The organism is Streptococcus sp. 27098_8_109 (genome assembly GCF_041432295.1).
Taxonomy (GTDB): Bacteria; Bacillota; Bacilli; order Lactobacillales; family Streptococcaceae; genus Streptococcus.
The window spans coordinates 59,198-84,228 of sequence record NZ_JAPVZJ010000005.1 but is presented as its reverse complement, the minus strand read 5'-3'; the positions used below and the strand labels follow the sequence as shown (position 1 = coordinate 84,228).

The following is a 25,031-nucleotide window of genomic DNA, read 5'->3' as shown; positions in this document are numbered from 1 at the left end:
AGTCAAAAAGCCGTTGCAAAGCGGTTTTTTGTTATAATTAATTGAAGAATGTAGAATCAAAGGAGAAAAATTTGATGAGATACATAACTCTTGGTCAAGGTGACAAAGAATTATCAGAAATTGTTCTCGGAATGATGAGAATAGAAGATAAGTCTGTAAAAGAAGTTGAAGAGCTTGTAGAAACAGCACTGTCTGTTGGAATCAATGCTTTTGACTTGGCTGATATTTATGGTCGTGGTCGTTGTGAAGAACTGTTAGGTCTTGTCCTAAAAAATCGTCAAGATTTAAGAGAAGAGATGTGGATTCAGTCAAAATGTGGAATTCGCATTGAAGAATTTACCTATTTTGATTTTTCTAAGGACTATATTATAAAATCAGTTGACGGAATTTTGCAAAGATTGAAGATAGATCATCTAGATAGCTTGCTCCTTCATCGACCAGATGCTTTGATGGAATCTGACCAAGTAGCAGAAGCCTTTGATCTCCTTTATAAACAAGGTAAGGTTCGAAATTTTGGAGTTTCTAATCAAAATCCTATGATGATGGAGTTGCTTAAAAAAGATGTCAAGCAGCCGTTAGCTGTTAATCAGCTACAATTGAGTGCGGCTTTTACACCAGGATTCGAATCAGGTTTTCATGTTAATATGGAAGATAGTCAAGCAGCTATGCGAGATGGCAGCATTTTTGAATATTGCAAATTACACGATGTGGTCATTCAAGCATGGTCTGTCTTACAATTTGGGTATTTTAAAGGGAATTTTGTTGGAAATGAGAAATTTCAAGCTTTAAATCAAGTACTTGATCGTTTAGCTATTAAATATGGAGTAACCTCTTCAACTATTGCCATTTCTTGGATATTGCGTTATCCAGCAAAAATGCAGGCAGTCGTAGGTACCACAAATCCTAATCACTTGAGAGAAGTTAGCCAAGCGGCAAACTTTAGCTTAACAAGAAAAGAATGGTATGAAATTTATCTTGCAGCAGGGAATAATTTGCCGTAAGTAGAAGCAGATGTAAATAAATCACAGTCAAAAAGCCGTTTTAAAGCGGTTTTTTTGTTATAATGAAGGGGAGAATTATTGATATTAAAGGAGAAAAACATGACATTTGAAGAGATCCTGCCTGGATTAAAGGCTAAGAAAAAATATGTACGTACTGGTTGGGGAGGTGCTGAAAACTATGTCCAACTTTTTGACACCATCGAGCAAAATGGGGTTGCATTTGAAGTGACACCTTATTTCCTAATCAACGTTTCTGGGGAGGGAGAAGGTTTTTCCATGTGGAGTCCGACACCTTGTGATGTTTTGGCGACGGATTGGGTAGAAGTGCATGACTAGACGTGTATTGATTACGGGAGTGAGTTCAGGGATCGGCCTGGCTCAGGCTCGACTTTTTTTAGAGAAGGACTATCAAGTTTATGGAGTTGACCAAGGTGAAAATCCACTCTTAGAGGGTGATTTCCACTTTTTACAGAGAGATTTGACCTTGGACTTGGAGCCTATTTTTGACTGGTGTCCTCAGGTGGATGTTTTGTGCAATACTGCTGGAGTTTTGGATGATTATAAACCACTTTTGGAACAAACAGCGCAGGAAATTCAAGAGATTTTTGAAATTAACTACGTGACTCCAGTTGAGTTGACTCGGTATTATTTGACTCAAATGTTGGAGAATAAAAAAGGGATTATTATCAACATGTGCTCTATCGCTTCGAGTCTAGCAGGAGGTGGTGGTCACGCCTATACTTCATCTAAGCATGCTTTGGCAGGATTTACCAAGCAGTTGGCTCTAGACTATGCTGGAGCTGGGATTCAGATCTTTGGTATCGCTCCAGGAGCAGTCAAGACAGCTATGACTGCTGCGGATTTTGAGCCAGGTGGTTTAGCGGACTGGGTGGCTAGTGAAACACCAATCAAGCGCTGGATTGAGCCAGAGGAAATAGCAGAGATTAGCCTTTTCTTAGCAAGTGGGAAAGCGAGTGCCATGCAAGGACAAATTCTGACAATAGATGGCGGATGGTCTTTGAAGTAGGAGGATCTGATGGAAATCAAAAGACACTTTGGAGTCTACGCTGTTTGCTTTGAAAATGGGAAGTTACTCTGCATTGAAAAAACGAGAGGCCCTTATCGACATCGGTATGATCTACCTGGAGGCAGACAGCAACTTGGTGAAGGACTGACGGAAACGCTGACTAGAGAAGTTATGGAAGAGACGGGATATGCTGTTAGAAGCTACTCCAATCCTCGAATCTACGATATTTTTGTCAGGGAAGAATTAAAAAATGTTATGGTTCACCATGTCATGGCCTTGTATGATGTTGAAATGAATGAGGAGGCACCTCAAGTTACGATTTCGGAAGCTGTATCTGATGGTGCGAATGATTCGCTGGGATATGTTTGGATGGATATTCAAAAAATCACAGAAGAAAATGCATCGCCATTAGTCTTGAAGGTTAAGACTGAATTATTAGGATTTCCAGAACTGGACAAGACTTCTTACATGAATTGGAAGGTGAATGATGAGAAACCAACTTGCCCTTAGTGGAGAAAAAATTCTTGAAAAAGTTTACCCACAACTATTTCACCACATTGGAATGATTCGTGGGGAGTATTTGTCGAGAGAGATCAACCAAAACATCCTGTTACCAAGTTGTCAGGAATTTGTAAAAGATTATCTAAACACTATTTGCTTCTTGTACTCAGATGAAGAGGTATGGTATCGTTTTTCTGAATTAACGAATACAGAAGCTAATTGTCTAAAGGGGACTAAAGAGTATTTTGATGAAAATCATCCCTTATTTGGATATAGAGGAACTAGGCGTTTGCTGGCGTGTCCGGATGAATTTCAGGCTGAAGCACATGTCGTTACAGAAGTTTATCAAAATAATCCCAATCTATCTATTATCTTTCCTTTTGTCAATGATGCTGAGCAGTTAAAGCAAGCTATTACAGTATTGCGTCAGCAGGGTTTTACTGGGAAAATCGGCACAATGATTGAATTGCCGTCAGCGTATTTTGACTTAGATAGGATACTGGAAACGGGCATTTCAAAGATTGTAGTTGGAATGAATGATTTGACTTCTTTTATTTTTGCCACTGTGAGAAACAGTCAATGGCATGATATGGAAAGTCCAATTATGTTAGATATGCTAAGAGATATGCAGGATAAAGCAAGGATGAAAAAGATTGACTTTGCTGTAGCAGGCTATCTGAATGATTCTTTCATACAAAAAATGAATCAGTTGAGTATCAAGTGCATTATTCACTACAGTTCTATTCTAGAGATTTTTGATTTAGAAATTGACCATCCAGATCATCTTAAACACATAAAAGAAGAAAGTAAAAAATTACAAAGGAGCACCCATGACACCGCAAGAAATGTGGAATGCATATAAGAAAATCAACCCCTCTATAGGAGATGAAATCGATGCTTGGGCTTTTGGAGTGGAACCAGACCTTTTAGCAGATTTGGTTTTAAAAGGCGAAAAAAAAGCAACAGCATCAGCCTACGACCTTTATGCACTAGAAGCCGAGTCTCTTCCTCAAGAAGGAACTTTTGATGTCATTTTAGATAGTCAAAATCAGGCTGTCTGTATTGTCAAAATTACAAAGGTTTCTGTCCAGCCCTTCAATCAAGTTTCTGCTCAACATGCCTTTAAGGAAGGAGAAGGTGACAAATCCCTAGCCTATTGGCGTCAGGTTCATGAGGATTGTTTCGCCGAGTGGCTGAGAGAAGAAGGACTGACTTTTACACCTGACAGCAAGGTTGTTTTAGAAGAATTTCGCAAGGTCTACCCACTGTAGACTATTAGAAGGAAGAAAGTTTTGGAAATCGCCGTCCAATCCTTTTTTCTTAAGCAAAACATGATATAATAAGTTTGTTTGAAGAAGAGCTTTAGCTCTTAAACTTAGAATAGGAGAAAATTATGCAAGCAGTTGAACATTTTATTAAGCAATTTGTTCCTGAACATTATGATCTATTTTTAGACTTGAGTCGTGAGACCAAGACGTTTTCAGGGAAGGTGACCATCACTGGTCAAGCACAGAGTGATCGTATTTCCCTTCACCAAAAAGACTTGGAAATCGCTTCTGTAGAAGTTGCAGGTCAAGCTCGCCCATTTACAGTTGACCATGACAATGAAGCCCTTCATATCGAATTAGCTGAGGCTGGTCAAGTTGAAGTGGTTATCGCTTTCTCAGGAAAAATTACAGACAACATGACAGGGATTTACCCTTCTTATTACACAGTTGATGGAGTCAAGAAGGAAGTCTTGTCTACTCAGTTCGAGAGTCATTTTGCGCGCGAAGCCTTCCCATGTGTGGATGAGCCAGAAGCCAAAGCAACTTTTGACCTCTCTTTACGTTTTGATCAAGCAGAAGGTGAATTGGCCTTGTCTAACATGCCAGAAATCGATGTTGAAAAACGTAAGGAAACAGGTATCTGGAAGTTTGAGACAACACCTCGCATGTCTTCTTACTTGTTAGCCTTTGTAGCAGGTGATTTGCAAGGGGTAACAGCGAAAACTAAAAACGGTACCCTCGTAGGTGTTTATTCAACCAAAGCCCACCCACTATCTAACCTTGATTTCTCACTGGATATCGCTGTTCGCTCTATCGAGTTTTACGAAGATTACTATGGAGTTAAGTACCCGATTCCTCAATCTCTCCACATCGCCCTTCCTGACTTCTCAGCTGGAGCTATGGAAAACTGGGGTCTTGTGACCTACCGTGAAGTTTACTTGGTTGTGGATGAGAACTCTACCTTTGCCAGCCGTCAACAAGTTGCTCTTGTTGTGGCCCATGAATTGGCTCACCAATGGTTTGGTAACCTGGTAACTATGAAATGGTGGGATGACCTTTGGCTCAATGAAAGCTTTGCTAACATGATGGAGTACGTCTGTGTGGATGCTATTGAACCAAGCTGGAATATCTTTGAAGATTTCCAAACAGGTGGTGTTCCATCTGCCTTGAAACGTGACGCGACTGATGGTGTTCAGTCTGTTCACGTCGAAGTGAAACATCCAGACGAAATCAATACACTATTTGATGGCGCTATCGTCTATGCCAAAGGAAGTCGCCTCATGCACATGCTTCGTCGTTGGCTAGGTGATACCGATTTTGCCAAAGGTTTGCATGCCTACTTTGAAAAACATCAATACAGCAATACAATTGGTCGTGACCTTTGGGATGCTCTTGGTCAAGCGTCTGGACGTGATGTCGCAGCCTTCATGGATTCTTGGTTGGAACAACCTGGTTATCCAGTTCTCACTGTCAAAGTTGAAAATGATGTCTTGAAGATTTCACAAAAACAATTCTTCATCGGTGAGCACGAAGATAAGAATCGCCTCTGGGTTGTACCACTCAACAGCAACTGGAAAGGCTTGCCAGATACACTTGAAACTGAAAGTATCGAAATCCCTGGCTACGCAGCTCTTCTTGCTGAAAACAAAGGAGCTCTTCGTCTCAACACTGAAAATACAGCCCACTACATTACCGACTATCAAGGAGACTTGTTGGATGCAGTTCTTGCTGACCTAGTTGAGCTTGATAACACAAGCAAACTGCAAATCGTCCAAGAACGTCGCTTGCTTGCTGAAGCAGGGCACATTTCTTATGCTGACTTGCTCCCAGTCCTTGATAAACTTGCTAAGGAAGAGTCTTACCTTGTGGTTTCAGCTGTTTCTCAAGTGATTTCTGCCCTTGAGCGCTTTATCGACGAAGAAACAGAAGCTGAAAAAGCATTCAAAGCACTAGTTGCTAAATTGGCTCGTCACAACTATGATCGTCTTGGTTTCGAAGCTAAAGAAGGGGAATCAGATGAGGATGAATTGGTTCGTCAGTTGGCCATTTCTATGATGATTCGCTCAAATGATGCAGAAGCTAGTCAAGTCGCTAGCCAAATCTTCGCAGCTCACAAGGAGAATCTTGCAGGACTTCCAGCAGCCATTCGTTCACAAGTTCTGATCAATGAGATGAAACATCATGAAACTAAAGACTTGTTAGCAGTTTATCTTGATACTTATACGCACGCAACAGATGCGGTCTTTAAACGTCAGTTGGCAGCAGCTCTTGCCTACAGTAAAGATGCGGACAATATCCAAACCTTGATTGCTTCTTGGAAGGACAAATTTGTGGTCAAACCACAAGACTTGTCTGCTTGGTACTTCCAGTTCTTAAGCCATCAAGCAACTCAGGAAACAGCTTGGTCTTGGGCGCGTGAAAACTGGGCTTGGATCAAGGCAGCTCTTGGAGGAGATATGAGCTTTGATAGCTTTGTTATCCTTCCTGCTCATGTATTTAAGACAGAGCAACGCTTGGCGGAATACAAGGAATTCTTTGAGCCACAACTTTCTGATCTTGCTCTTAGCCGTAACATCGGTATGGGAATCAAGGAAATTGCAGCGCGTGTTGACTTGATTAACCGTGAAAAAGCTGCAGTGGAAGCAGTTGTTCTTCAGTATGGAACTAAATAATCAAGACTAAATAAAAGAAAACTCAGCTATCTCATGTAAAATGCAGAGAGTTGAGTTTTTTTTAAGGCAAATTTGGTATAATGGTTTTAATAAGGAGGAGTTTCTCATGATAAAAATCTTATTAGTTGAGGATGACCTAGGCCTGTCAAATTCAGTATTTGACTTTTTAGACGATTTTGCGGATGTCATGCAGGTATTTGATGGAGAAGAAGGTCTCTACGAAGCTGAGAGTGGCGTCTATGACTTGATTTTGCTCGATTTGATGTTGCCAGAAAAAAATGGTTTCCAAGTCTTGAAAGAATTGCGTGAAAAGGGAATTACGACCCCGGTTCTGATCATGACTGCCAAGGAAAGTTTGGATGACAAGGGACATGGATTTGAACTAGGAGCGGATGATTATCTGACCAAACCTTTCTACCTAGAAGAACTCAAAATGCGGATTCAGGCCCTTCTCAAACGTTCAGGTAAGTTTAATGAGAACACCTTAACTTATGGAAATATTGTGGTTAATCTGTCTACAAATACCGTTAAAGTCGAAGATACTCCTGTCGAATTGCTGGGGAAAGAATTGGATTTACTAGTTTATTTCCTTCAAAATCAAAATGTTATTTTGCCGAAGACTCAGATTTTTGATCGTTTATGGGGATTTGATAGTGATACAACGATTTCGGTTGTTGAAGTCTATGTTTCAAAAGTCCGTAAGAAATTAAAAGGAACCACTTTTGCAGAGAATTTGCAAACCTTGCGCAGTGTTGGGTATATTTTAAAAGATGTTCAGTAAACTAAAAAAAACATGGTATGCGGATGACTTTAGTTACTTTATCCGCAACTTTGGTGTCTTTACCCTGATTTTCTCTACCATGACCTTGATTATTTTGCAGGTCATGCACTCGAGCCTTTATACTTCGGTGGATGATACACTCCATGGCTTGAGTAACAATCCTCAGGCAGTTATTCAGCTTGCGGTAAATAGGGCAACAGAAGAGATTAAAGATTTAGAGAATGCCGCTACAGATGCTAGCAAGACGGAGATAAAACCCAATGTTAGTTCAAATACAGAGGTCATTCTCTTTGATAAGAATTTTACCCAACTCCTTTCTGGAAACCGATTTTTGGGCTTGGATAAGATTAAGTTAGAGAAAAAAGAACTAGGCCATATCTATCAGATTCAGGTTTTTAATAGCTATGGACAGGAAGAAATCTATCGCATGATCTTGATGGAAACGAATATTAGTTCGGTTTCAACCAATATCAAGTATGCGGCTGTCTTGATTAATACCAGTCAGTTGGAGCAGGCCAGTCAAAAGCATGAGCAATTGATTGTGATTGTGATGGCAAGTTTCTGGATTTTGTCTTTACTTGCCAGTCTCTATCTAGCTAGGGTCAGTGTTAGGCCCCTGCTTGAGAGCATGCAGAAACAACAGTCCTTTGTGGAAAATGCTAGTCATGAGTTACGAACTCCACTTGCTGTTTTACAAAATCGTTTAGAGACCCTTTTCCGTAAGCCAGAAGCTACCATTATGGATGTGAGTGAAAGCATTGCATCGAGTTTGGAAGAGGTTCGAAATATGCGGTTTTTGACGACAAACTTGCTGAACTTAGCTCGTAGAGATGATGGTATTAAGCCGGAATTTGCTGAAGTTCCTACTAGCTTTTTTAACACGACTTTCACAAACTATGAGATGATTGCTTCTGAAAATGACCGTGTCTTCCGTTTTGAAAATCGCATCCATCGAACGATTGTCACAGATCAGCTTCTCTTGAAACAATTGATGACCATCCTATTTGATAATGCTATCAAATACACTGAGGAGGATGGTGAAATTGATTTTATGATTTCAGCGACTGATCGTAATCTTTATTTGCTAGTTTCCGATAATGGAGTCGGTATCTCAGCAGAAGATAAGAAGAAAATTTTTGATCGTTTTTATCGAGTGGATAAGGCTAGAACCCGTCAAAAAGGTGGTTTTGGTTTAGGATTATCCCTAGCCAAGCAAATTGTAGATGCCCTAAAAGGAACCATTACTGTTAAAGATAATAAACCAAAGGGAACAATTTTTGAAGTGAAGATTGCCATCCACACACCATCTAAAAAGAAAAAATAAAAATATCGCTCCGGATGGGGCGATATTTTGGATTTATCTTCTACGTTTTCGTTTGATAATAGACCGTTGAATTTTTAAAACAAGTAAGCTGGATCCGATTGCTGCGGCAAATGCAAGAGCAGTTGATAATTTTAATGCTAAAAATATAAAACTAAAGATAGCAATACAGATACAAAAAACAGCGATATTAACAAAAAATAGGATTTCCTTGAGATTGGCATCAGATTGCGCTTCAGGTGTATAATCTTGATATCGAGGAACCTGTTGGCTTAATTCTTCTTGATAGTCTACCTCATAGGACTGTAATTTTCTTACGGGCATTATTCTCTCCTTAACAGTACATACCTATTTTATCATTTTTTCAGCAGAGAATTATTACAGAAAGGTTACAATAAGAATAAAGTCCCTTTTCATTTTTAAAGAATGGCTGATTTTCCAGAAATGTGGTATAATTTTTCTTATGGAAAAGATTATCATTACAGCAACTGCTGAAAGTATTGAACAAGTTAAACAACTGCTCGAAGCTGGCGTAGACCGTATCTATGTCGGTGAGAAAGATTTTGGCCTTCGTCTGCCGACAACCTTTAGTCATGACCAATTGCGTGAAATTGCTAAGCTGGTTCATGATGATGGTAAAGAATTGATCGTTGCGGTTAACGCCCTCATGCACCAAGATATGATGGATCGTATCAAGCCTTTCTTAGACTTTTTGGAAGAAATCAAGACAGACTACATTACGATTGGGGATGCAGGTGTCTTTTACGTAGTCAACCGCGATGGTTATTCCTTTAAGACCATCTACGATGCTTCAACCATGGTAACTAGCAGTCGCCAGATTAACTTCTGGGGACAAAAGGCTGGCGCATCTGAGGCTGTTTTGGCGCGTGAAATTCCATCTGCTGAACTCTTCAAAATGCCAGAGATTTTGGAAATTCCTGCTGAAGTTTTGGTTTACGGAGCTAGCGTTATTCACCATTCTAAGCGTCCTCTCTTGCAAAACTATTATAACTTTACACATATCGATGACGAAAAGACTCGCAAGCGTGACCTCTTCTTGGCTGAGCCAAGTGACCCAGAGAGCCACTATTCCATTTTTGAAGACAATCATGGTACCCATATCTTTGCCAACAATGACCTTGATTTGATGACAAAATTGACAGAATTGGTAGAGCATGGTTTTACTCACTGGAAATTAGAAGGTCTCTACACTCCTGGTCAGAACTTTGTTGAGATTGCAAAACTCTTTATCCAAGCGCGTAGCTTGATCCAAGAGGGCAACTTTAGCCATGACCAAGCTTTCTTGCTGGATGAGGAAGTACGCAAGTTACACCCTAAAAACCGTTTCCTTGACACAGGATTTTATGACTACGATCCTGACATGGTTAAATAAAGTAAATGGATAGTTGAGAGAAGGAAGATGCAAACATTTCTTCTCTCAATTTTTCTTATTCTCCAATATTTTCAAAAAATAAGTAGGCTAGGATGCTCTATTTGATGGGATTTTTAAGACAAGTAGTGTTCTTGAGTTTGAAAATTATCCCATGTTTGCAGGTGCCAAATGGCCCTTTTTTTGGTATAATTTTTTATAATGAAAACGATTGGTAATCGCTATGTTGTGGTTGATTTAGAGGCAACTAGCACAGGTAGTAAGGCTAAAATTATTCAAGTGGGGATTGTTGTGATTGAGGACGGAAAAATCGTTGATCACTATACGACAGATGTCAATCCACATGAACCTTTGGATGCTCATATCAAAGAACTGACAGGATTGACAGACCAACGTCTGGCGCAAGCACCTGATTTTTCGCAAGTTGCTAGAAAAATCTTTGACTTGGTGGAGGACGGGATTTTTGTAGCCCATAATGTTCAGTTTGATGCCAATCTTTTGGCGGAAAATTTATTTTTTGAAGGCTATGAACTAAGAAATCCTCGTGTTGACACGGTCGAATTGGCCCAGGTTTTTTTCCCTGAACTGGAAAAATATAGCTTGCCGATTTTGTGTCGAGAATTAGGAATTCCTCTTAAGCACGCTCACACAGCCCTTTCAGATGCCCAAGCTACAGCGGAATTACTTCTTTTTTTACGAGAAAAGATGGCCCAACTTCCTAAAGGACTCTTGGAACGTTTGCTGGAAATGGCTGACGCCCTCTTATATGAGTCCTACCTGGTTATTGAAGAAATTTATCGCAGCCAATCTATCCTGAGTTCTCCAGACTTGGTCGAAGTTCAAGGACTGTATTTCAAGAAAACTGGAGCTTCCCTGGAGCCACGAAAACTATCCCAAGATTTTTCTAAAAATATTTCTCTGTTGAACCTTGAAGTGAGGGAGGAACAAGAAAGTTTTGCTAAAGAGGTTGGCTTGCTATTGAAAGATGAGCCTGTCTCTCTGATTCAAGCTCCGACAGGGATTGGTAAAACTTATGGATATCTCTTACCTGCTTTGTCCCAAGTGGAAAATCGTCAGATTGTCCTTAGCGTTCCGACAAAGATTCTTCAAAATCAAATCATGGAAGAAGAAGGTAAACGTCTCAAGGAAGTCTTTCATATAGATATTCATAGTTTAAAGGGACCACACAATTATCTGAAGTTGGATGCCTTTTATCGTTCCTTGCAGGAAAATGATGAAAATCGCTTATTTAGACGCTTTAAAATGCAACTCTTGGTCTGGCTGACAGAGACAGAGACAGGAGATTTGGATGAAATTGGGCAACTTTACCGTTACCAACATTTTCTAGCAGACCTTCGTCATGACGGGAATTTATCATCTCAAAGCTTATTTGTGACGGAAGATTTCTGGAAACGTAGTCAAGAAAGGGCACAAACCTGTAAATTATTAGTGACCAATCATGCCTATCTTGTAACCAGATTGGAAGATAATCCTGAATTTGTCAGCGACCGTTTATTGATTATTGATGAAGTCCAAAAAGTTTTGTTGGCTCTAGAAAATCTGCTTCAACAGACCTACGATATCCAGTCTATTATTGATTTAGTTGATAAGGCTTTAGTAGGAGAAGAAAACAGGATTCAACAACGAATATTAGAAAGTATTCGCTTTGAGTGTCTCTACTTGATAGAACAATTTCAGTCTGGCAAATCTAGGAAAAATATCTTAGATTCTCTTGCCAATCTCCACCAGTATTTTTCAGAATTAGAAGTAGAAGACTTTGGGGAACTGGTCCGCTATTTTACAGCTGACCGAGATTACTGGCTTGAAGCAATTGAAACGAGTCAAAAGAAAATTCAAATTTCCTCTACGAAATCAGGACGTATTCTCCTATCTTCTTTAGTACCTAATTCATGTCAAGTCTTGGGAGTGTCGGCTACTCTTGAGATTAGTCAGAGAGTTTCTTTGGCAGACCTGTTAGGCTATCCCGAAGCTAAATTTGTTAAGATTGAAGCTGGTAAAAAACAGGATCAAGAAGTGGTCTTGGTCAAAGATTTTCCCCTGGTAACAGAAACCTCCTTAGAAGTCTACGCCAAAGAGGTAGCTGATTTGCTGATGGATGTTCAAGATTTCCAGCAACCGATTTTAGTTCTCTTTACTGCTAAAGACATGCTTCTAGCAGTATCGGATTTACTTCCAGTTAGCCACTTGGCCCAGTATAAAAATGGGGATGTTCATCAACTGAAGAAACGCTTTGAAAAAGGTGAACAACAAATCCTGCTTGGTGCAGCAAGTTTCTGGGAGGGAGTTGATTTTTCAAGTCATCCTTTTGTGATTCAAGTTGTACCAAGACTTCCTTTCCAAAATCCTCAAGAGCCCTTGACGAAAAAGATCAATCAGGAACTAATTCAAGAAGGAAAAAATGCCTTTTATGATTATCAGTTGCCAATGGCCATTATTCGTTTAAAGCAAGCTTTGGGAAGAAGTATGAGACGCGAACACCAACGTTCCTTAACCCTTGTTTTGGATAAGAGAATTGTCGGAAAGCGATATGGCAAACAAATTGTGACTTCTCTAGCAAAAGAAGCGATTGTTAAAACCGTCTCTCAATCCGAAGTTGATGAGGCTATTGATAAATTTTTAAATGAACTTTGATAAATAGTATTGTATGAAAGTATAAGGTTAGTATATATGAAACGTTCTCTCGACTCTAGAGTCGATTATAGTTTGCTATTGCCGGTATTTTTTCTACTGGTTATTGGTGTAGTGGCTATTTATATAGCCGTTAGTCATGATTATCCAAACAATATTCTGCCCATTTTAGGGCAGCAGGTCGCCTGGATCGCCTTGGGGCTTGTGATTGGTTTTGTGGTCATGCTCTTTAATACTGAATTTCTTTGGAAGGTTACACCCTTTCTATATATTTTAGGCTTGGGACTTATGGTTTTACCTATCGTCTTTTATAATCCAAGCTTAGTTGCATCAACAGGTGCCAAAAACTGGGTATCGGTAAATGGTGTTACCTTGTTCCAGCCGTCAGAATTTATGAAGATATCCTATATCCTCATGTTGGCTCGTGTGATTGTCCAGTTTACCAAAAAACATAAGGAATGGAGACGCATAGTTCCGCTGGACTTCTTGTTGATTTTCTGGATGATTCTCTTTACCATTCCAGTCCTAGTTCTTTTGGCACTTCAAAGTGACTTGGGGACGGCTTTGGTTTTTGTAGCCATTTTCTCAGGAATCGTTTTATTATCGGGGGTTTCTTGGAAAATTATTATCCCAGTATTTGTGACTGCTGTAACAGGAATTGCTGGTTTCTTAGCTATTTTTATCAGCAAGGACGGTCGGGCTTTTCTCCATCAACTGGGAATGCCGACCTACCAAATCAACCGTATTTTGGCTTGGCTCAATCCTTTTGACTTTGCCCAAACAACCACTTACCAACAGGCTCAAGGACAGATTGCCATTGGAAGCGGTGGCTTATTTGGACAAGGGTTTAATGCTTCGAATCTGCTTATTCCAGTTCGAGAGTCGGATATGATTTTCACGGTTATCGCAGAAGATTTTGGCTTTATTGGCTCTGTCCTTGTTATTGCCCTTTATCTCATGCTGATTTATCGTATGTTGAAGATTACTCTTAAATCAAATAATCAGTTCTACACCTATATTTCCACAGGTTTGATTATGATGTTACTCTTCCATATCTTTGAGAATATCGGTGCCGTGACAGGTTTGCTTCCTTTGACTGGGATTCCCTTGCCTTTTATTTCGCAAGGAGGATCGGCTATTATCAGTAATTTAATCGGTGTTGGCTTGCTTTTATCGATGAGTTACCAGACTAATCTAGCTGAAGAAAAGAGCGGAAAAGTTCCATTCAAGCGGAAAAAGGTTGTATTAAAACAAATCAAATAAGGAGAAAATCATGGTAAAAGTAGCAGTTATGTTAGCTCAAGGCTTTGAAGAAATTGAAGCTTTGACAGTTGTGGATGTTTTGCGTCGGGCCAATATCACTTGTGATATGGTTGGGTTTGAAGAGCAAGTGACTGGTTCGCATGCAATCCAAGTCAGAGCAGATCGTGTCTTTGAGGGTGATTTATCAGACTATGATATGGTTGTTCTTCCTGGCGGCATGCCTGGTTCTGCACATTTGCGCGATAATCAGGCCTTAATTCAAGAGTTGCAAAGCTTCGAGCAAGAAGGAAAAAAACTAGCAGCCATTTGTGCTGCGCCAATTGCCCTCAATCAAGCAGGGGTATTGAAAAACAAGCAGTACACTTGTTATGATGGCGTTCAAGAGCAAATTTTTGATGGTCACTACGTCAAGGAAACAGTAGTGGTAGATGGTCAATTGACAACCAGTCGAGGTCCCTCGACAGCCCTTGCCTTTGCCTACGAGCTGGTAGAGCAATTAGGAGGAGATGCAGAGACTTTACGAACAGGAATGCTCTATCGAGATGTCTTTGGTAAAAATCAATAAAACGGGAGTCAACCTCTCGTTTTTTATGTGGAAAACTCAGGGAAATCATCGCTTTTTTAACGAAAAAATGGTATAATGAAAGCTATGAAATATCACGATTACATCTGGGATTTAGGTGGAACTTTACTCGATAATTATGAAACTTCAACAGCTGCATTTGTTGAAACATTGGCACTGTATGGCATCACACAAGACCATGACAGTGTCTATCAAGCTTTAAAGGTTTCTACTGATTTTGCGATTGAGACATTCGCTCCCAACTTAGAGAATTTTTTAGAAAAGTACAAGGAAAATGAAGCCAGAGAGCTTGAACATCCGATTTTGTTTGATGGAGTTTCTGATTTATTGAAAGATATCTCAAATCAAGGTGGCCGTCATTTTTTGGTATCTCATCGTAATGATCAGGTCTTGGAAATTTTAGAAAAAACCTCTATAGCAGCTTATTTTACAGAAGTGGTGACTTCTAACTCAGGCTTTAAGAGAAAACCAGATCCTGAGTCCATGATTTATTTAAGAGAAAAGTATCAAATTAGTTCAGGGCTTGTCATTGGTGATCGACCGATTGATATCGAAGCCGGGCAAGCTGCAGGACTAGCTACCCACTTGTTTACCAGTATCGTGAATTTAAGACAAGTATTAGACATGTAAGAAAAAGGAAAAAGATGACAGAAGAAATCAAAAATCTGCAGGCACAAGATTATGATGCCAGTCAAATTCAAGTTTTAGAGGGCTTAGAGGCTGTTCGAATGCGTCCAGGGATGTATATCGGGTCAACCTCAAAAGAAGGTCTTCACCATCTAGTCTGGGAAATTGTTGATAACTCAATTGACGAGGCCTTGGCAGGATTTGCCAGCCACATTCAAGTCTTTATTGAGCCAGATGATTCGATTACTGTTGTCGATGATGGGCGTGGTATCCCCGTCGATATTCAGGAAAAAACAGGTCGACCTGCTGTTGAGACAGTCTTTACGGTTCTTCACGCTGGAGGAAAGTTTGGCGGTGGCGGATATAAGGTCTCAGGTGGTCTTCACGGAGTAGGGTCCTCAGTTGTTAACGCCCTTTCAACTCAATTAGACGTTCATGTCCACAAAAATGGGAAGATTCATTACCAAGAATACCGTCGTGGTCATGTTGTCGCAGATCTTGAAGTAGTTGGAGATACGGATAAAACGGGAACAACAGTTCACTTTACACCGGATCCAGAAATTTTCACTGAAACAACAACCTTTGATTTCGATAAATTAAATAAACGGATTCAAGAGTTGGCCTTTCTAAATCGTGGTCTTCAAATCTCTATCACAGATAAGCGTGAAGGTTTCGAACAAACCAAGCATTATCATTATGAAGGTGGGATTGCTAGCTACGTTGAATATATCAACGAGAATAAGGATGTTATCTTTGATACACCAATCTACACAGATGGTGAGATGGATGATATCACAGTTGAAGTAGCCATGCAGTACACAACTGGTTACCATGAAAATGTCATGAGTTTCGCCAATAATATTCATACACATGAAGGTGGAACGCATGAACAAGGTTTCCGTACAGCCTTGACACGTGTTATCAACGATTATGCTCGTAAAAATAAGTTACTGAAAGACAATGAAGACAACCTAACAGGGGAAGATGTTCGTGAAGGATTAACTGCTGTTATCTCAGTTAAACACCCAAATCCACAGTTTGAAGGACAAACCAAGACCAAATTGGGAAATAGCGAAGTGGTCAAGATTACCAATCGTCTCTTCAGCGATGCCTTCTCTGATTTCCTTATGGAGAATCCTCAAATTGCAAAACGCATTGTAGAAAAAGGAATTCTAGCTGCTAAGGCTCGTGTGGCTGCCAAGCGTGCGCGAGAAGTCACTCGTAAAAAATCTGGTTTGGAAATTTCCAACCTTCCAGGGAAACTAGCAGACTGTTCTTCTAACAATCCTGCGGAAACAGAACTCTTCATCGTCGAAGGAGACTCAGCTGGTGGATCAGCAAAATCTGGTCGTAACCGTGAATTTCAGGCAATTCTTCCAATCCGCGGTAAGATTTTGAACGTTGAAAAGGCAAGTATGGATAAGATTCTAGCTAACGAAGAAATTCGTAGTCTTTTCACAGCGATGGGAACAGGATTTGGTGCAGAATTTGATGTTTCAAAAGCTCGTTACCAAAAACTTGTTTTGATGACCGATGCCGATGTCGATGGAGCCCACATTCGTACTCTTCTTTTAACCTTGATTTATCGTTATATGAAACCAATCCTAGAAGCTGGTTATGTTTATATCGCCCAACCTCCAATCTATGGTGTCAAGGTTGGAAGCGAGATTAAAGAATATATCCAGCCAGGAGCAGACCAAGAAATTAAACTCCAAGAAGCCTTAGCCCGCCACAGTGAAGGTCGTGCCAAACCAACTATTCAGAGGTATAAAGGTCTTGGTGAAATGGACGATCATCAGTTATGGGAAACAACCATGGATCCCGAACATCGCTTGATGGCCAGAGTTTCTGTGGATGATGCTGCAGAAGCAGATAAAATCTTTGATATGTTGATGGGGGATCGAGTAGAGCCTCGTCGTGAGTTTATCGAAGAAAATGCCGTCTATAGTACACTTGATGTCTAAAAAATAGGGAGAAGTAGTTCCCTTGGTCTAAAAAATATGATATAATCATTACGATTGTTTCAAGTAAAAAAGGAGTTTAATATGTCTGATAGTCTAGTAGTATATCTTATAATTGCAATTGCAATTATATTGCTGATTTCATATGCTATAGCAATTTATGTACGGAAACGCAATGAAAGTAAATTAGCAATTTTAGAAGAGAAAAAAGAAGAGCTGTACAATCTTCCAGTTAATGATGAAGTTGAAGCTGTAAAAAATATGCACTTGATTGGACAAAGTCAAGTGACTTTCCGTGAATGGAACCAAAAATGGGTTGACCTATCTCTTAACTCTTTTGCCGATATCGAAAATAATCTTTTCGAGGCAGAAGGTTATAACAATTCATTCCGTTTTTTTAAGGCTAGTCATCAAATTGACCAAATCGAGAGCCAAATTACCTTGATTGAAGAAGATATTGCGGCAATTCGCAATGCCTTGGCAGATTTGGAGAAACAAGAATCTAAAAACAGCGGTCGTGTTCTTCATACCTTGGACTTGTTTGAAGAGTTGCAACACCGAGTGGCTGATCATTCTGAAGAATATGGCCAAGGTTTATCTGAAATCGAAAAACAATTGGAAAATATCCAATCAGAGTTTTCTCAGTTTGTTACTTTGAACACTTCAGGTGACCCAGTAGAAGCTGCTGTGATTTTGGATAATGCTGAAAATCATATCTTGGCTTTGAGTCACATTGTTGACCGCCTGCCAGCGATTGTAAAAACATTATCTAAAGAGCTACCTGATCAATTGGAAGATTTGGAGGATGGTTACCGTAAGCTTTTAGATGCTAACTATCATTTTGCTGAAACGGATATTGAATCTCGCTTCCAATTGCTTTATGAATCTTTGAAGAAAAACCACGAAAATATTGCACAATTAGAGTTGGATAATGCTGAGTATGAAAATACTCAAGTTCAAGAAGAAATCAATTCACTCTATGATATCTTTACACGAGAAATCGCTGCTCAAAAAGTAGTAGAAGGCTTAGTTGCAACTCTTCCTACATATTTGAAACACATGAAAGATAGTAATGCTGTTTTAGTGGAAGATATTCAACGATTGAGTAACAATTACCTACTATCTGAAACGGATGTTAGTCATGTTCATAGATTACAAGCTGAGTTAGAATCTTTAGAAGAATCTGTATTGGAACTAACTTCTGAACAAGAGGAACATTCTGAACCTTATTCATTCCTTGAAGAACGTTTGGAAAACTTACAAGCTACTTTGAAGGAAATTGAAGATGAACAAGTTGAGGTTAGTCAACGTCTTGCTCAGATTGAAAAAGATGATATCAATGCTCGCCAGAAGGCAAATGTTTATGTTAATCGTCTTCACACAATTAAGAGATATATGGAAAAACGCAATCTTCCAGGTATTCCTCAGAATTTCTTACAGTTGTTCTTTACAGCAAGTAACCATACTGAAGAGTTGATGGCTGAACTAGAAGAAGCTCGGGTCAATATAGAAGCTGTGAACCGGATGCTTGAAATTGCAACAAATGATATGGAAGCACTTGAAGAAGAAACATATAATATTGTTCAATATGCAACGTTGACAGAACAATTGCTACAGTATTCGAACCGTTATCGCTCATTTGATGAACGAATTCAAGAAGCTTTTAATGAATCATTAGAAATTTTTGAAAAAGAATTTGATTATCATGCTTCATTTGATAAGATTTCGCAAGCTTTGGAAGTTGCAGAACCAGGTGTAACCAACCGTTTTGTCACTTCATACGAAAAAACACGTGAGACGATTCGTTTCTAACATAATAAAAAAGATTTGGTTCTGTGATAAGCAGCACCAAATTTTTTTTATTTATTTATAGTTTTTAAAAATGCCCAGTTACCAATTGATTTTGACCCATATTCTAAGTCCATATGGTCCAGTAATACATAATCGTTTTTTTCGTAGAATGAGGTATTTCTAGCTGTACTAGTTATGAGTCCCAAGTGTTTACAGCCTTTTGATTTGACATAAGGTTCAATCCCTTGTGTCAGAAAAGTACTGCCTATTCCCCGCCCCTTACTTTCTATATTGACAGCTAAAGCCATCAAATACCAATCAAACTCCCCTGATTGTTCTAAATGCTTTTTGGAACGTTTTACAAAGTCAAAGTATTTAAGGAGATTTTGTGGTCGAATGTAGCGAAAAATGTTTGTTCCTCCATTTCGTAGATAGGATAGTATACAGAAATCTTTTTGTTGCAAAAGGGCGACTGCAAGTAAGTCTCCATCCTGTTCCGCAATTAAACAGTTTCCCTTCTTAATATAGACTCTAGTAAGCAGAATTTGCAACGTTTCTACAAAAGCAGGATAGGAGTCAGGTTTCTTCAAATCATCAGTTATAATCGTTAAAAAGGGATAGTCAAGAAAGGAATTGGCTAATAATTTTCCAATTTTTTCGCTTTCTTCAATTCTTGCCTCTCTATATATGATGTCTCCCATGTTTGTCTCCTTAATTATCTACAAAATCTTGTATGACAAGATTTTATAGATAAAAAATTGGAGATGATTTAAAAAGCTAAATAAACCTAATTTTGTTCCATAAGGTTCAAAGCACTTTCTAATCTCTCCAAGATTTTATTTGGTTGGAATCGAAATTCCAATTAATTTTTCTGAATAGAGGGTTTTGATATTGGCCTCATCAATAGAGTCCTTATCAATTTTACGTTTCAAGAAAAATTCTTGAATAGCTTCGATTTCAGGTTCTCGAATAGCGCGGTGTTTGTTTGAGATGAGGATTTCATAGTGAAGCGGAGCTTGGGTAAAAATAACATCGGTATTCCCTGCAGAATAGACCTCAACAAGGGTTGCGTCTGTACTTTCTAGCTGGCTTTTAACAAGTTGCGAGTGTGAGTTTGTCGTATTGATTAGCTTCATAACATTTCCTCCGATTTTCTAATTCTATTATAGCACTTTTTGAATAAAGTGGCTGGATTTAGTCAATCTTATGCTGTTTTTTCCATGATTGGATTGCCCATTTATGGCTACCACGTTTGAGATTTTCAATAGCTTCATCAATAGGGAACCAGGCAATATGATTAAAGTCTTCTAGTGGCTTTTGCACTTCTTTGAAAGAAGTTGCTTCATAGAGGTAGGCAGGATTGTAGTAGTAGGTGTCACGATGACGAGAGTAGAAATATTCGTCAGCTTGTCCGTAATAGGCACCAATTTCAGCTGTGAAGCCAAGCTCTTCAATCAATTCACGTTTTAGGGCTTCCTGATGGTTCTCACCAGCTTCAATTTCGCCACCTGGTAGGAACCAAGCGCCATTGGGTGCTTGAACAAGAACAATTTGTTTTTGTTCAGCATCAGGTATAACTGCATATACGCCATAGCGTGAAACATAGTCTGTATTCGCTTTTTTTTCTCCGAAAGTTGGGTTTGCCATTGCATTTTCCTCATTATCTATTATCTTTATTATTATCTTAATGGACAAAGGCCTAGCTGTCAAGAATTTATAGTTATTTTAGTAAAAAGGAGCAGAAAATTTTCATTTTCTACTCCTTTTCTATAGGATTTATACTTCTTTTTCAGAAGTCTTTACTTCAGCTTTTTTGGCAGATTTGATTTGAATGTTACCCTTGCTGGTCATCACTGCCTTGAGGTCTTTTTCGCTTGGATTTTCAAGGTAGTAGTCAGTGATTGCGTCCTCAATATAGTCTTGAATAGTACGACGAAGTGGGCGTGCTCCCATTTTTGGATCATAACCAAGGTCAACCAATTTTTCCTTGACCTTGTCGGTTACATCCAAATGAATGTTGTTGCTAGAAAGACGTTTGTTAACATCTGCAAGCATAAGCTCGACAATCTGAAGGAGGTTATCTTTGCTGAGAGCCTTAAATTCGATAATACCATCAAAACGGTTCATAAACTCTGGGCTAAAGAAGTTACCGAGTTCACCAAGAACAGAGTTGGTACGTCCTTCTCTAGCAGCACCAAATCCAACGCTAGCTTCTGCCTTACCTGTACCTGCATTTGAAGTCATGATGATGATGGCGTCCTTGAAGCTAACGGTACGTCCTTGTCCATCTGTTAAACGACCATCGTCCAAGACCTGGAGGAACATATGCATGACATCTGGATGGGCTTTCTCTACTTCATCCAAGAGAATAAGAGAGTAGGGATTGCGGCGGACTTTTTCAGTTAATTGCCCAGCCTCGTCATAGCCGACATAACCTGGAGGGGCACCGACTAATTTCGCCACACTGTGTTTTTCCATATATTCACTCATATCAAAGCGAATCATGCTGTCAGCAGAACCAAAGAGTTCGATAGCTAATTGTTTGGAAAGTTCTGTCTTACCGACTCCAGTTGGCCCAACGAAAAGGAAACTTCCGATTGGGCGGTTAGGGGTACCGAGACCGACACGATTACGGCGAATAGCCTTGGCAATCTTATCGACAGCATCATCTTGTCCAATAACATGAGACTTGAGGTCTTCGGCTAGATGGATGAGTTGAGATTGTTCTTTCTCTTTTAAATCACCAACAGGAATATTGGTTTTCTGCTCGATAATGTGCTCAATGGTTTTCTCACTAATGATAGGAGTATCTTGGTCTGTGACCTTTTTCTTTTGCATTTCCTTATACTTGGCAATCTGGTCACGGAAGTAGGCGGCCTTCTCAAAATCTTCTTCTCGTGTAGCTTGAGATTTAAGATTTTCAGCCTCAATCAAGCGCTGATCGATTACTTTAGGATCCACAAAATTCAAGGTCAAGTTCATCTTAGAACCAGCTTCATCTAGGAGGTCAATGGCCTTGTCAGGCAAGAAGCGATCTTGGATGTAGCGATTGGACAGAGTTGCAGCTGCTTCAATTGCAGCATCGGTATACTGAACGTGGTGGTAGTCTTCGTATTTCTTTTGAATGCCTTTGAGGATAGTAATTGTTTCCTCCACTGTTGGTTCATCCACTTTAACAGGTTGCATACGACGCTCTAGGGCTGCATCTTTTTCAATGATACGGTATTCATTGAGGGTAGTAGCACCGACCAATTGCAGCTCTCCACGAGCAAGGGCGGGCTTGAGGATATTTCCTGCATCCATATTGCCATCGCCCGCAGAACCAGCACCGACAATTTCATGGATTTCATCGATAAAGAGGATGATGTCCTCACGTTTGCGAATTTCTTCCATGAGTTTTTGCATGCGTTCTTCAAATTGTCCACGGATACCCGTTCCTTGAACTAAGCTAACCACATCCAGACGGATGACTTGTTTTCCTTGTAGTTTATGGGGAACATCTCCATCAACTATTTTCTGAGCTAGACCTTCGACAACGGCAGTTTTTCCGACACCTGGTTCACCGATAAGAACAGGATTATTCTTGGTTCTGCGATTGAGAATTTCTATGACACGGATAATCTCATCGTCGCGCCCAATAACGGGGTCAATATCTCCACGACGGGCAATTTCAGTTACGTTGATACCAAATTCTTCCAGTAGGCCTTTTTCTTGGCTTGGTGGAGGAGTTTGAGCAGGTCCACGATTTTGGGAACCATAACCGCCATTTCCACCGTAACCTCCACCTGATTGGGTTGGGGGAGTCGGAGGAGTATTGTTAGAAGGCCTGAAATTGTTTAGGTCATTGAAGAAATCACCAAAGGGATCAAAGTCACGATTGTTCAGATCCGTAATACCTTTAAAGAGGCTATTGTTAGGATCTGTCTTGATAATCTTATAGCAGTTTTGACAGAGGTCAATTTGTTTTTGCTTTCCATTGAGATTGGTATAAAGATGAATCGTTGAGTCATTGATTTTACAGTTTTGACAAAGCATACATCTACCTCATTTCTTTATTTAGCCTGACCTGTTTAATGGTCAAAAATAGTCAAATTTCTATACTCTCATTATAACAGGATTGGGGTGTAAAGCAAGTAAAAAGATTGCAGCTTTGAGAAGTTGTTACAATGAAGAACTTTGTGGATTTGGACTATAAAAAAATCCTATTTGTGAGACAAAAAGGATTTTGGTTAGACATGCAGGGTGTAATCCCAGCTTGTTTTGTATTAGTAAAGAAGTTCGTAAATTTCCATTGCAATCAAGTCAATGCTATCAAACGTATAAGTTTCGCGAGCTTCGACATCACGAAGGGTAAAGATTGAGCCGTTTTCTTCGTCGTGACTGTATGCAACTTCTGCAACAACAACTCCTTCGCGTTCAAAATTACGTTTTAAATTTCCGCCGTCTTTTGCCATTGCTTCAAGGCGGTTGATGATTCTAACCAAATGTGATTCCATTTTGATTCTCCTTCATTTCTTATCGTTACTATTTTACCATAAAGGAGGCCAACTTGCCTAGAAAAAACTAAGATTTCTCGCTAATTCTACTAGCTTAAAGTTTTTTTGAATAAATTAGACAAAAGATTTGAATTTTAATTCAATTGATGTTATAATCATACAGTATTCTATTTTAGAAAGCAGTGTGACTATGAATTTTTCTTTTTTACCTAAGTATTTACCTTATTTTAACTATGGGGCTGTTGTGACGGTTCTCATTTCTATCTGTGTTGTCTTTTTGGGAACTATTTTGGGTGTTGTCTTGGCTTTTGGGCAACGTTCAAAGTTTAAACCGCTTGTTTGGCTAGCCAACTTGTACGTTTGGATTTTCCGCGGGACGCCAATGATGGTTCAGATTATGATTGCCTTTGCTCTTATGCATATCAATGCTCCGACTATTCAGGTTGGGATTTTAGGTGTTGACCTTTCTCGTCTGATTCCAGGGATTTTGATTATTTCTATGAACAGTGGTGCTTATGTTTCTGAGACTGTTCGGGCTGGGATTAATGCGGTTCCTAAGGGGCAGTTAGAGGCGGCCTATTCTTTAGGGATTCGTCCTAAAAATGCGATGCGCTATGTGATTTTGCCACAAGCTATCAAAAATATTTTGCCAGCATTGGGGAACGAATTTATCACTATTATCAAGGATAGTTCCCTCTTATCAGCTATCGGTGTTATGGAGTTGTGGAATGGAGCTACAACAGTTTCTACAACAACCTATCTACCTTTAACACCACTTTTATTTGCAGCCTTTTACTACTTGATTATGACCTCTATTTTGACAGTAGCCTTGAAAGCTTTTGAAAAACGAATGGAACAAGGAGATAAAAAATAATGACAGAGACCTTGATAAAAATTGAAAATTTACATAAATCTTTTGGAAAGAATGAAGTATTGAAGGGCATCAACCTCGAGATTAAAAGAGGAGAAGTTGTCGTTATCATTGGTCCTTCAGGAAGCGGAAAATCTACCTTGCTTCGTTCTATGAATTTGTTGGAAGAAGCAACAAAAGGGAAGGTTATCTTTGAGGGAGTTGATATTACGGACAAGAAGAATGACCTGTTTGCCATGCGTGAGAAGATGGGCATGGTTTTCCAACAATTTAATCTCTTTCCTAATATGACTGTGATGGAAAATATTACCTTGTCTCCTATCAAGACCAAAGGTGAAAGTAAGGAAGTTGCAGAGAAGAGAGCTAAGGAGCTTTTGGAAAAAGTTGGCTTACCAGATAAGGCAACTGCTTATCCACAGAGTTTGTCAGGTGGCCAGCAACAGCGGATTGCTATTGCGCGTGGCTTAGCTATGGAACCAGATGTTTTGCTCTTTGACGAGCCAACTTCAGCCCTGGACCCTGAAATGGTAGGTGAAGTGTTGGCTGTTATGCAAGACCTAGCCAAGTCAGGAATGACCATGGTTATCGTAACACATGAGATGGGATTTGCTCGTGAGGTGGCAGACCGTGTCATCTTTATGGCAGACGGTGTGGTTGTTGAAGACGGAACACCTGAACAGATTTTTGAACAAACTCAAGAACAACGGACTAAAGACTTCTTGAGTAAGGTTTTATAAGTTAGCTTTGTTTAGCTATTTGTAGCCAACTTTACATATAAAATATAGATTAATGAAAAGCTCGAACCGAGCTTTTTCTTATAGTTTGAAAC

Annotated in this window: 24 protein-coding genes; 18 read left to right on the top strand and 6 right to left on the bottom strand. The window is 39.5% G+C overall.

Features of this window, described 5'->3' with window-relative positions; all coding sequences use genetic code 11:
* Positions 1–74 precede the first annotated feature (74 nt).
* From O3664_RS03475 to ciaH, 9 genes are all read left to right on the top strand, one after another.
* Entirely contained in the window at positions 75–1,001 is a 927-nt protein-coding gene (locus O3664_RS03475; RefSeq protein ID WP_004256488.1) for an aldo/keto reductase family oxidoreductase, read from the top strand.
* A 99-nt stretch (positions 1,002–1,100) separates the two neighbouring features.
* Positions 1,101–1,337 carry a DUF2829 domain-containing protein gene (locus tag O3664_RS03470; RefSeq protein WP_371613636.1) on the top strand — a complete coding sequence of 79 codons (237 nt, stop codon included), beginning with the start codon at positions 1,101–1,103 and terminating at the stop codon, positions 1,335–1,337.
* The gene (locus O3664_RS03465) at positions 1,330–2,028 is read left to right on the top strand and encodes a 3-oxoacyl-ACP reductase (RefSeq protein WP_004256491.1); all 699 of its coding nucleotides are present in this window, start codon (positions 1,330–1,332) and stop codon (positions 2,026–2,028) included. Before O3664_RS03470 ends, O3664_RS03465 begins: the two co-directional genes overlap by 8 nt.
* A gap of 9 nt (positions 2,029–2,037) precedes the next feature.
* Positions 2,038–2,538, top strand: coding sequence for an NUDIX hydrolase (locus O3664_RS03460; RefSeq protein WP_004256498.1), 501 nt, complete (start codon positions 2,038–2,040; stop codon positions 2,536–2,538).
* The gene (locus O3664_RS03455) at positions 2,516–3,391 is read left to right on the top strand and encodes a putative PEP-binding protein (protein WP_004256499.1); all 876 of its coding nucleotides are present in this window, start codon (positions 2,516–2,518) and stop codon (positions 3,389–3,391) included. Before O3664_RS03460 ends, O3664_RS03455 begins: the two co-directional genes overlap by 23 nt.
* Entirely contained in the window at positions 3,360–3,800 is a 441-nt protein-coding gene (locus tag O3664_RS03450; RefSeq protein ID WP_004256502.1) for an ASCH domain-containing protein, read from the top strand. The genes O3664_RS03455 and O3664_RS03450 overlap by 32 nt, the downstream gene beginning before the upstream one ends.
* Before the next feature lie 122 nt (positions 3,801–3,922).
* Positions 3,923–6,469, top strand: coding sequence for a M1 family metallopeptidase (locus O3664_RS03445; RefSeq protein WP_371613635.1), 2,547 nt, complete (start codon positions 3,923–3,925; stop codon positions 6,467–6,469).
* A 106-nt stretch (positions 6,470–6,575) separates the two neighbouring features.
* Positions 6,576–7,250 carry a two-component system response regulator CiaR gene (gene ciaR / locus O3664_RS03440; protein WP_023946427.1) on the top strand — a complete coding sequence of 225 codons (675 nt, stop codon included), beginning with the start codon at positions 6,576–6,578 and terminating at the stop codon, positions 7,248–7,250.
* Positions 7,240–8,574, top strand: a complete 1,335-nt coding sequence (ciaH, locus tag O3664_RS03435; RefSeq protein WP_078238304.1) for a two-component system sensor histidine kinase CiaH — start codon at positions 7,240–7,242, stop codon at positions 8,572–8,574. The genes ciaR and ciaH overlap by 11 nt, the downstream gene beginning before the upstream one ends.
* A gap of 33 nt (positions 8,575–8,607) precedes the next feature.
* Here the strand turns inward: ciaH and O3664_RS03430 are convergent, their stop codons facing one another.
* Positions 8,608–8,895: a DUF3270 domain-containing protein gene (locus O3664_RS03430; protein WP_049515680.1), complete on the bottom strand. Its 288-nt coding sequence runs from the start codon at positions 8,893–8,895 to the stop codon at positions 8,608–8,610.
* A 139-nt stretch (positions 8,896–9,034) separates the two neighbouring features.
* Here O3664_RS03430 and O3664_RS03425 point away from each other — a divergent pair, with 139 nt between their 5' ends.
* The 7 genes from O3664_RS03425 to ezrA all read left to right on the top strand — a co-directional run bounded on the left by O3664_RS03425 (position 9,035) and on the right by ezrA (position 18,856).
* On the top strand, positions 9,035–9,964 hold the full coding sequence (locus O3664_RS03425; protein WP_049550878.1) for a peptidase U32 family protein: 930 nt from the start codon (positions 9,035–9,037) through the stop codon (positions 9,962–9,964).
* Positions 9,965–10,162: 198 nt separating this feature from the next.
* Complete coding sequence (locus tag O3664_RS03420; protein ID WP_371613634.1) at positions 10,163–12,613, top strand: bifunctional DnaQ family exonuclease/ATP-dependent helicase; 2,451 nt, start codon at positions 10,163–10,165, stop codon at positions 12,611–12,613.
* A gap of 36 nt (positions 12,614–12,649) precedes the next feature.
* Positions 12,650–13,873 (top strand): FtsW/RodA/SpoVE family cell cycle protein, encoded by a 1,224-nt coding sequence (locus O3664_RS03415; protein WP_371613633.1) that lies wholly within the window; start codon positions 12,650–12,652, stop codon positions 13,871–13,873.
* Positions 13,874–13,883: 10 nt separating this feature from the next.
* Positions 13,884–14,438, top strand: coding sequence for a DJ-1 family glyoxalase III (locus O3664_RS03410; protein ID WP_024057988.1), 555 nt, complete (start codon positions 13,884–13,886; stop codon positions 14,436–14,438).
* A gap of 84 nt (positions 14,439–14,522) precedes the next feature.
* Positions 14,523–15,086 (top strand): HAD family hydrolase, encoded by a 564-nt coding sequence (locus tag O3664_RS03405; protein WP_004239328.1) that lies wholly within the window; start codon positions 14,523–14,525, stop codon positions 15,084–15,086.
* Positions 15,087–15,100: 14 nt separating this feature from the next.
* Positions 15,101–17,047: a DNA topoisomerase (ATP-hydrolyzing) subunit B gene (gyrB, locus tag O3664_RS03400; RefSeq protein ID WP_261048277.1), complete on the top strand. Its 1,947-nt coding sequence runs from the start codon at positions 15,101–15,103 to the stop codon at positions 17,045–17,047.
* A gap of 81 nt (positions 17,048–17,128) precedes the next feature.
* Positions 17,129–18,856: a septation ring formation regulator EzrA gene (ezrA, locus tag O3664_RS03395; protein ID WP_049515687.1), complete on the top strand. Its 1,728-nt coding sequence runs from the start codon at positions 17,129–17,131 to the stop codon at positions 18,854–18,856.
* Positions 18,857–18,903: 47 nt separating this feature from the next.
* Here ezrA and O3664_RS03390 read toward each other — a convergent pair whose 3' ends face one another.
* From O3664_RS03390 to O3664_RS03370, 5 genes are all read right to left on the bottom strand, one after another.
* Positions 18,904–19,536: a GNAT family N-acetyltransferase gene (locus O3664_RS03390; protein ID WP_004256539.1), complete on the bottom strand. Its 633-nt coding sequence runs from the start codon at positions 19,534–19,536 to the stop codon at positions 18,904–18,906.
* Positions 19,537–19,671: 135 nt separating this feature from the next.
* The gene (locus O3664_RS03385) at positions 19,672–19,971 is read right to left on the bottom strand and encodes a DUF1827 family protein (protein WP_000767189.1); all 300 of its coding nucleotides are present in this window, start codon (positions 19,969–19,971) and stop codon (positions 19,672–19,674) included.
* Positions 19,972–20,029: 58 nt separating this feature from the next.
* Positions 20,030–20,482 carry an NUDIX hydrolase gene (locus O3664_RS03380; RefSeq protein ID WP_020902950.1) on the bottom strand — a complete coding sequence of 151 codons (453 nt, stop codon included), beginning with the start codon at positions 20,480–20,482 and terminating at the stop codon, positions 20,030–20,032.
* Positions 20,483–20,611: 129 nt separating this feature from the next.
* Positions 20,612–22,870: an ATP-dependent Clp protease ATP-binding subunit gene (locus tag O3664_RS03375; protein WP_000882498.1), complete on the bottom strand. Its 2,259-nt coding sequence runs from the start codon at positions 22,868–22,870 to the stop codon at positions 20,612–20,614.
* A gap of 230 nt (positions 22,871–23,100) precedes the next feature.
* The gene (locus O3664_RS03370) at positions 23,101–23,331 is read right to left on the bottom strand and encodes a DUF1797 family protein (protein ID WP_000443570.1); all 231 of its coding nucleotides are present in this window, start codon (positions 23,329–23,331) and stop codon (positions 23,101–23,103) included.
* 190 nt (positions 23,332–23,521) lie between these two features.
* On the opposite strand from O3664_RS03370, the gene O3664_RS03365 reads away from it, so the two are divergent.
* Both O3664_RS03365 and O3664_RS03360 read left to right on the top strand, forming a co-directional pair.
* Positions 23,522–24,205 carry an amino acid ABC transporter permease gene (locus tag O3664_RS03365; RefSeq protein ID WP_004256547.1) on the top strand — a complete coding sequence of 228 codons (684 nt, stop codon included), beginning with the start codon at positions 23,522–23,524 and terminating at the stop codon, positions 24,203–24,205.
* Complete coding sequence (locus tag O3664_RS03360) at positions 24,205–24,939, top strand: amino acid ABC transporter ATP-binding protein (RefSeq protein WP_004256549.1); 735 nt, start codon at positions 24,205–24,207, stop codon at positions 24,937–24,939. Before O3664_RS03365 ends, O3664_RS03360 begins: the two co-directional genes overlap by 1 nt.
* Positions 24,940–25,031: the final 92 nt, after the last annotated feature.

Bases quoted from the DNA above. Each gene is read 5' to 3' on its own strand.
- O3664_RS03475 (WP_004256488.1), top strand. From the start codon at position 75: ATGAGATACATAACTCTTGGTCAAGGTGACAAAGAATTATCAGAAATT.
- O3664_RS03470 (WP_371613636.1), top strand. From the start codon at position 1,101: ATGACATTTGAAGAGATCCTGCCTGGATTAAAGGCTAAGAAAAAATAT.
- O3664_RS03465 (WP_004256491.1), top strand. From the start codon at position 1,330: ATGACTAGACGTGTATTGATTACGGGAGTGAGTTCAGGGATCGGCCTG.
- O3664_RS03460 (WP_004256498.1), top strand. From the start codon at position 2,038: ATGGAAATCAAAAGACACTTTGGAGTCTACGCTGTTTGCTTTGAAAAT.
- O3664_RS03455 (WP_004256499.1), top strand. From the start codon at position 2,516: ATGAGAAACCAACTTGCCCTTAGTGGAGAAAAAATTCTTGAAAAAGTT.
- O3664_RS03450 (WP_004256502.1), top strand. From the start codon at position 3,360: ATGACACCGCAAGAAATGTGGAATGCATATAAGAAAATCAACCCCTCT.
- O3664_RS03445 (WP_371613635.1), top strand. From the start codon at position 3,923: ATGCAAGCAGTTGAACATTTTATTAAGCAATTTGTTCCTGAACATTAT.
- ciaR (WP_023946427.1), top strand. From the start codon at position 6,576: ATGATAAAAATCTTATTAGTTGAGGATGACCTAGGCCTGTCAAATTCA.
- ciaH (WP_078238304.1), top strand. From the start codon at position 7,240: ATGTTCAGTAAACTAAAAAAAACATGGTATGCGGATGACTTTAGTTAC.
- O3664_RS03430 (WP_049515680.1), bottom strand. From the start codon at position 8,895: ATGCCCGTAAGAAAATTACAGTCCTATGAGGTAGACTATCAAGAAGAA.
- O3664_RS03425 (WP_049550878.1), top strand. From the start codon at position 9,035: ATGGAAAAGATTATCATTACAGCAACTGCTGAAAGTATTGAACAAGTT.
- O3664_RS03420 (WP_371613634.1), top strand. From the start codon at position 10,163: ATGAAAACGATTGGTAATCGCTATGTTGTGGTTGATTTAGAGGCAACT.
- O3664_RS03415 (WP_371613633.1), top strand. From the start codon at position 12,650: ATGAAACGTTCTCTCGACTCTAGAGTCGATTATAGTTTGCTATTGCCG.
- O3664_RS03410 (WP_024057988.1), top strand. From the start codon at position 13,884: ATGGTAAAAGTAGCAGTTATGTTAGCTCAAGGCTTTGAAGAAATTGAA.
- O3664_RS03405 (WP_004239328.1), top strand. From the start codon at position 14,523: ATGAAATATCACGATTACATCTGGGATTTAGGTGGAACTTTACTCGAT.
- gyrB (WP_261048277.1), top strand. From the start codon at position 15,101: ATGACAGAAGAAATCAAAAATCTGCAGGCACAAGATTATGATGCCAGT.
- ezrA (WP_049515687.1), top strand. From the start codon at position 17,129: ATGTCTGATAGTCTAGTAGTATATCTTATAATTGCAATTGCAATTATA.
- O3664_RS03390 (WP_004256539.1), bottom strand. From the start codon at position 19,536: ATGGGAGACATCATATATAGAGAGGCAAGAATTGAAGAAAGCGAAAAA.
- O3664_RS03385 (WP_000767189.1), bottom strand. From the start codon at position 19,971: ATGAAGCTAATCAATACGACAAACTCACACTCGCAACTTGTTAAAAGC.
- O3664_RS03380 (WP_020902950.1), bottom strand. From the start codon at position 20,482: ATGGCAAACCCAACTTTCGGAGAAAAAAAAGCGAATACAGACTATGTT.
- O3664_RS03375 (WP_000882498.1), bottom strand. From the start codon at position 22,870: ATGCTTTGTCAAAACTGTAAAATCAATGACTCAACGATTCATCTTTAT.
- O3664_RS03370 (WP_000443570.1), bottom strand. From the start codon at position 23,331: ATGGAATCACATTTGGTTAGAATCATCAACCGCCTTGAAGCAATGGCA.
- O3664_RS03365 (WP_004256547.1), top strand. From the start codon at position 23,522: ATGAATTTTTCTTTTTTACCTAAGTATTTACCTTATTTTAACTATGGG.
- O3664_RS03360 (WP_004256549.1), top strand. From the start codon at position 24,205: ATGACAGAGACCTTGATAAAAATTGAAAATTTACATAAATCTTTTGGA.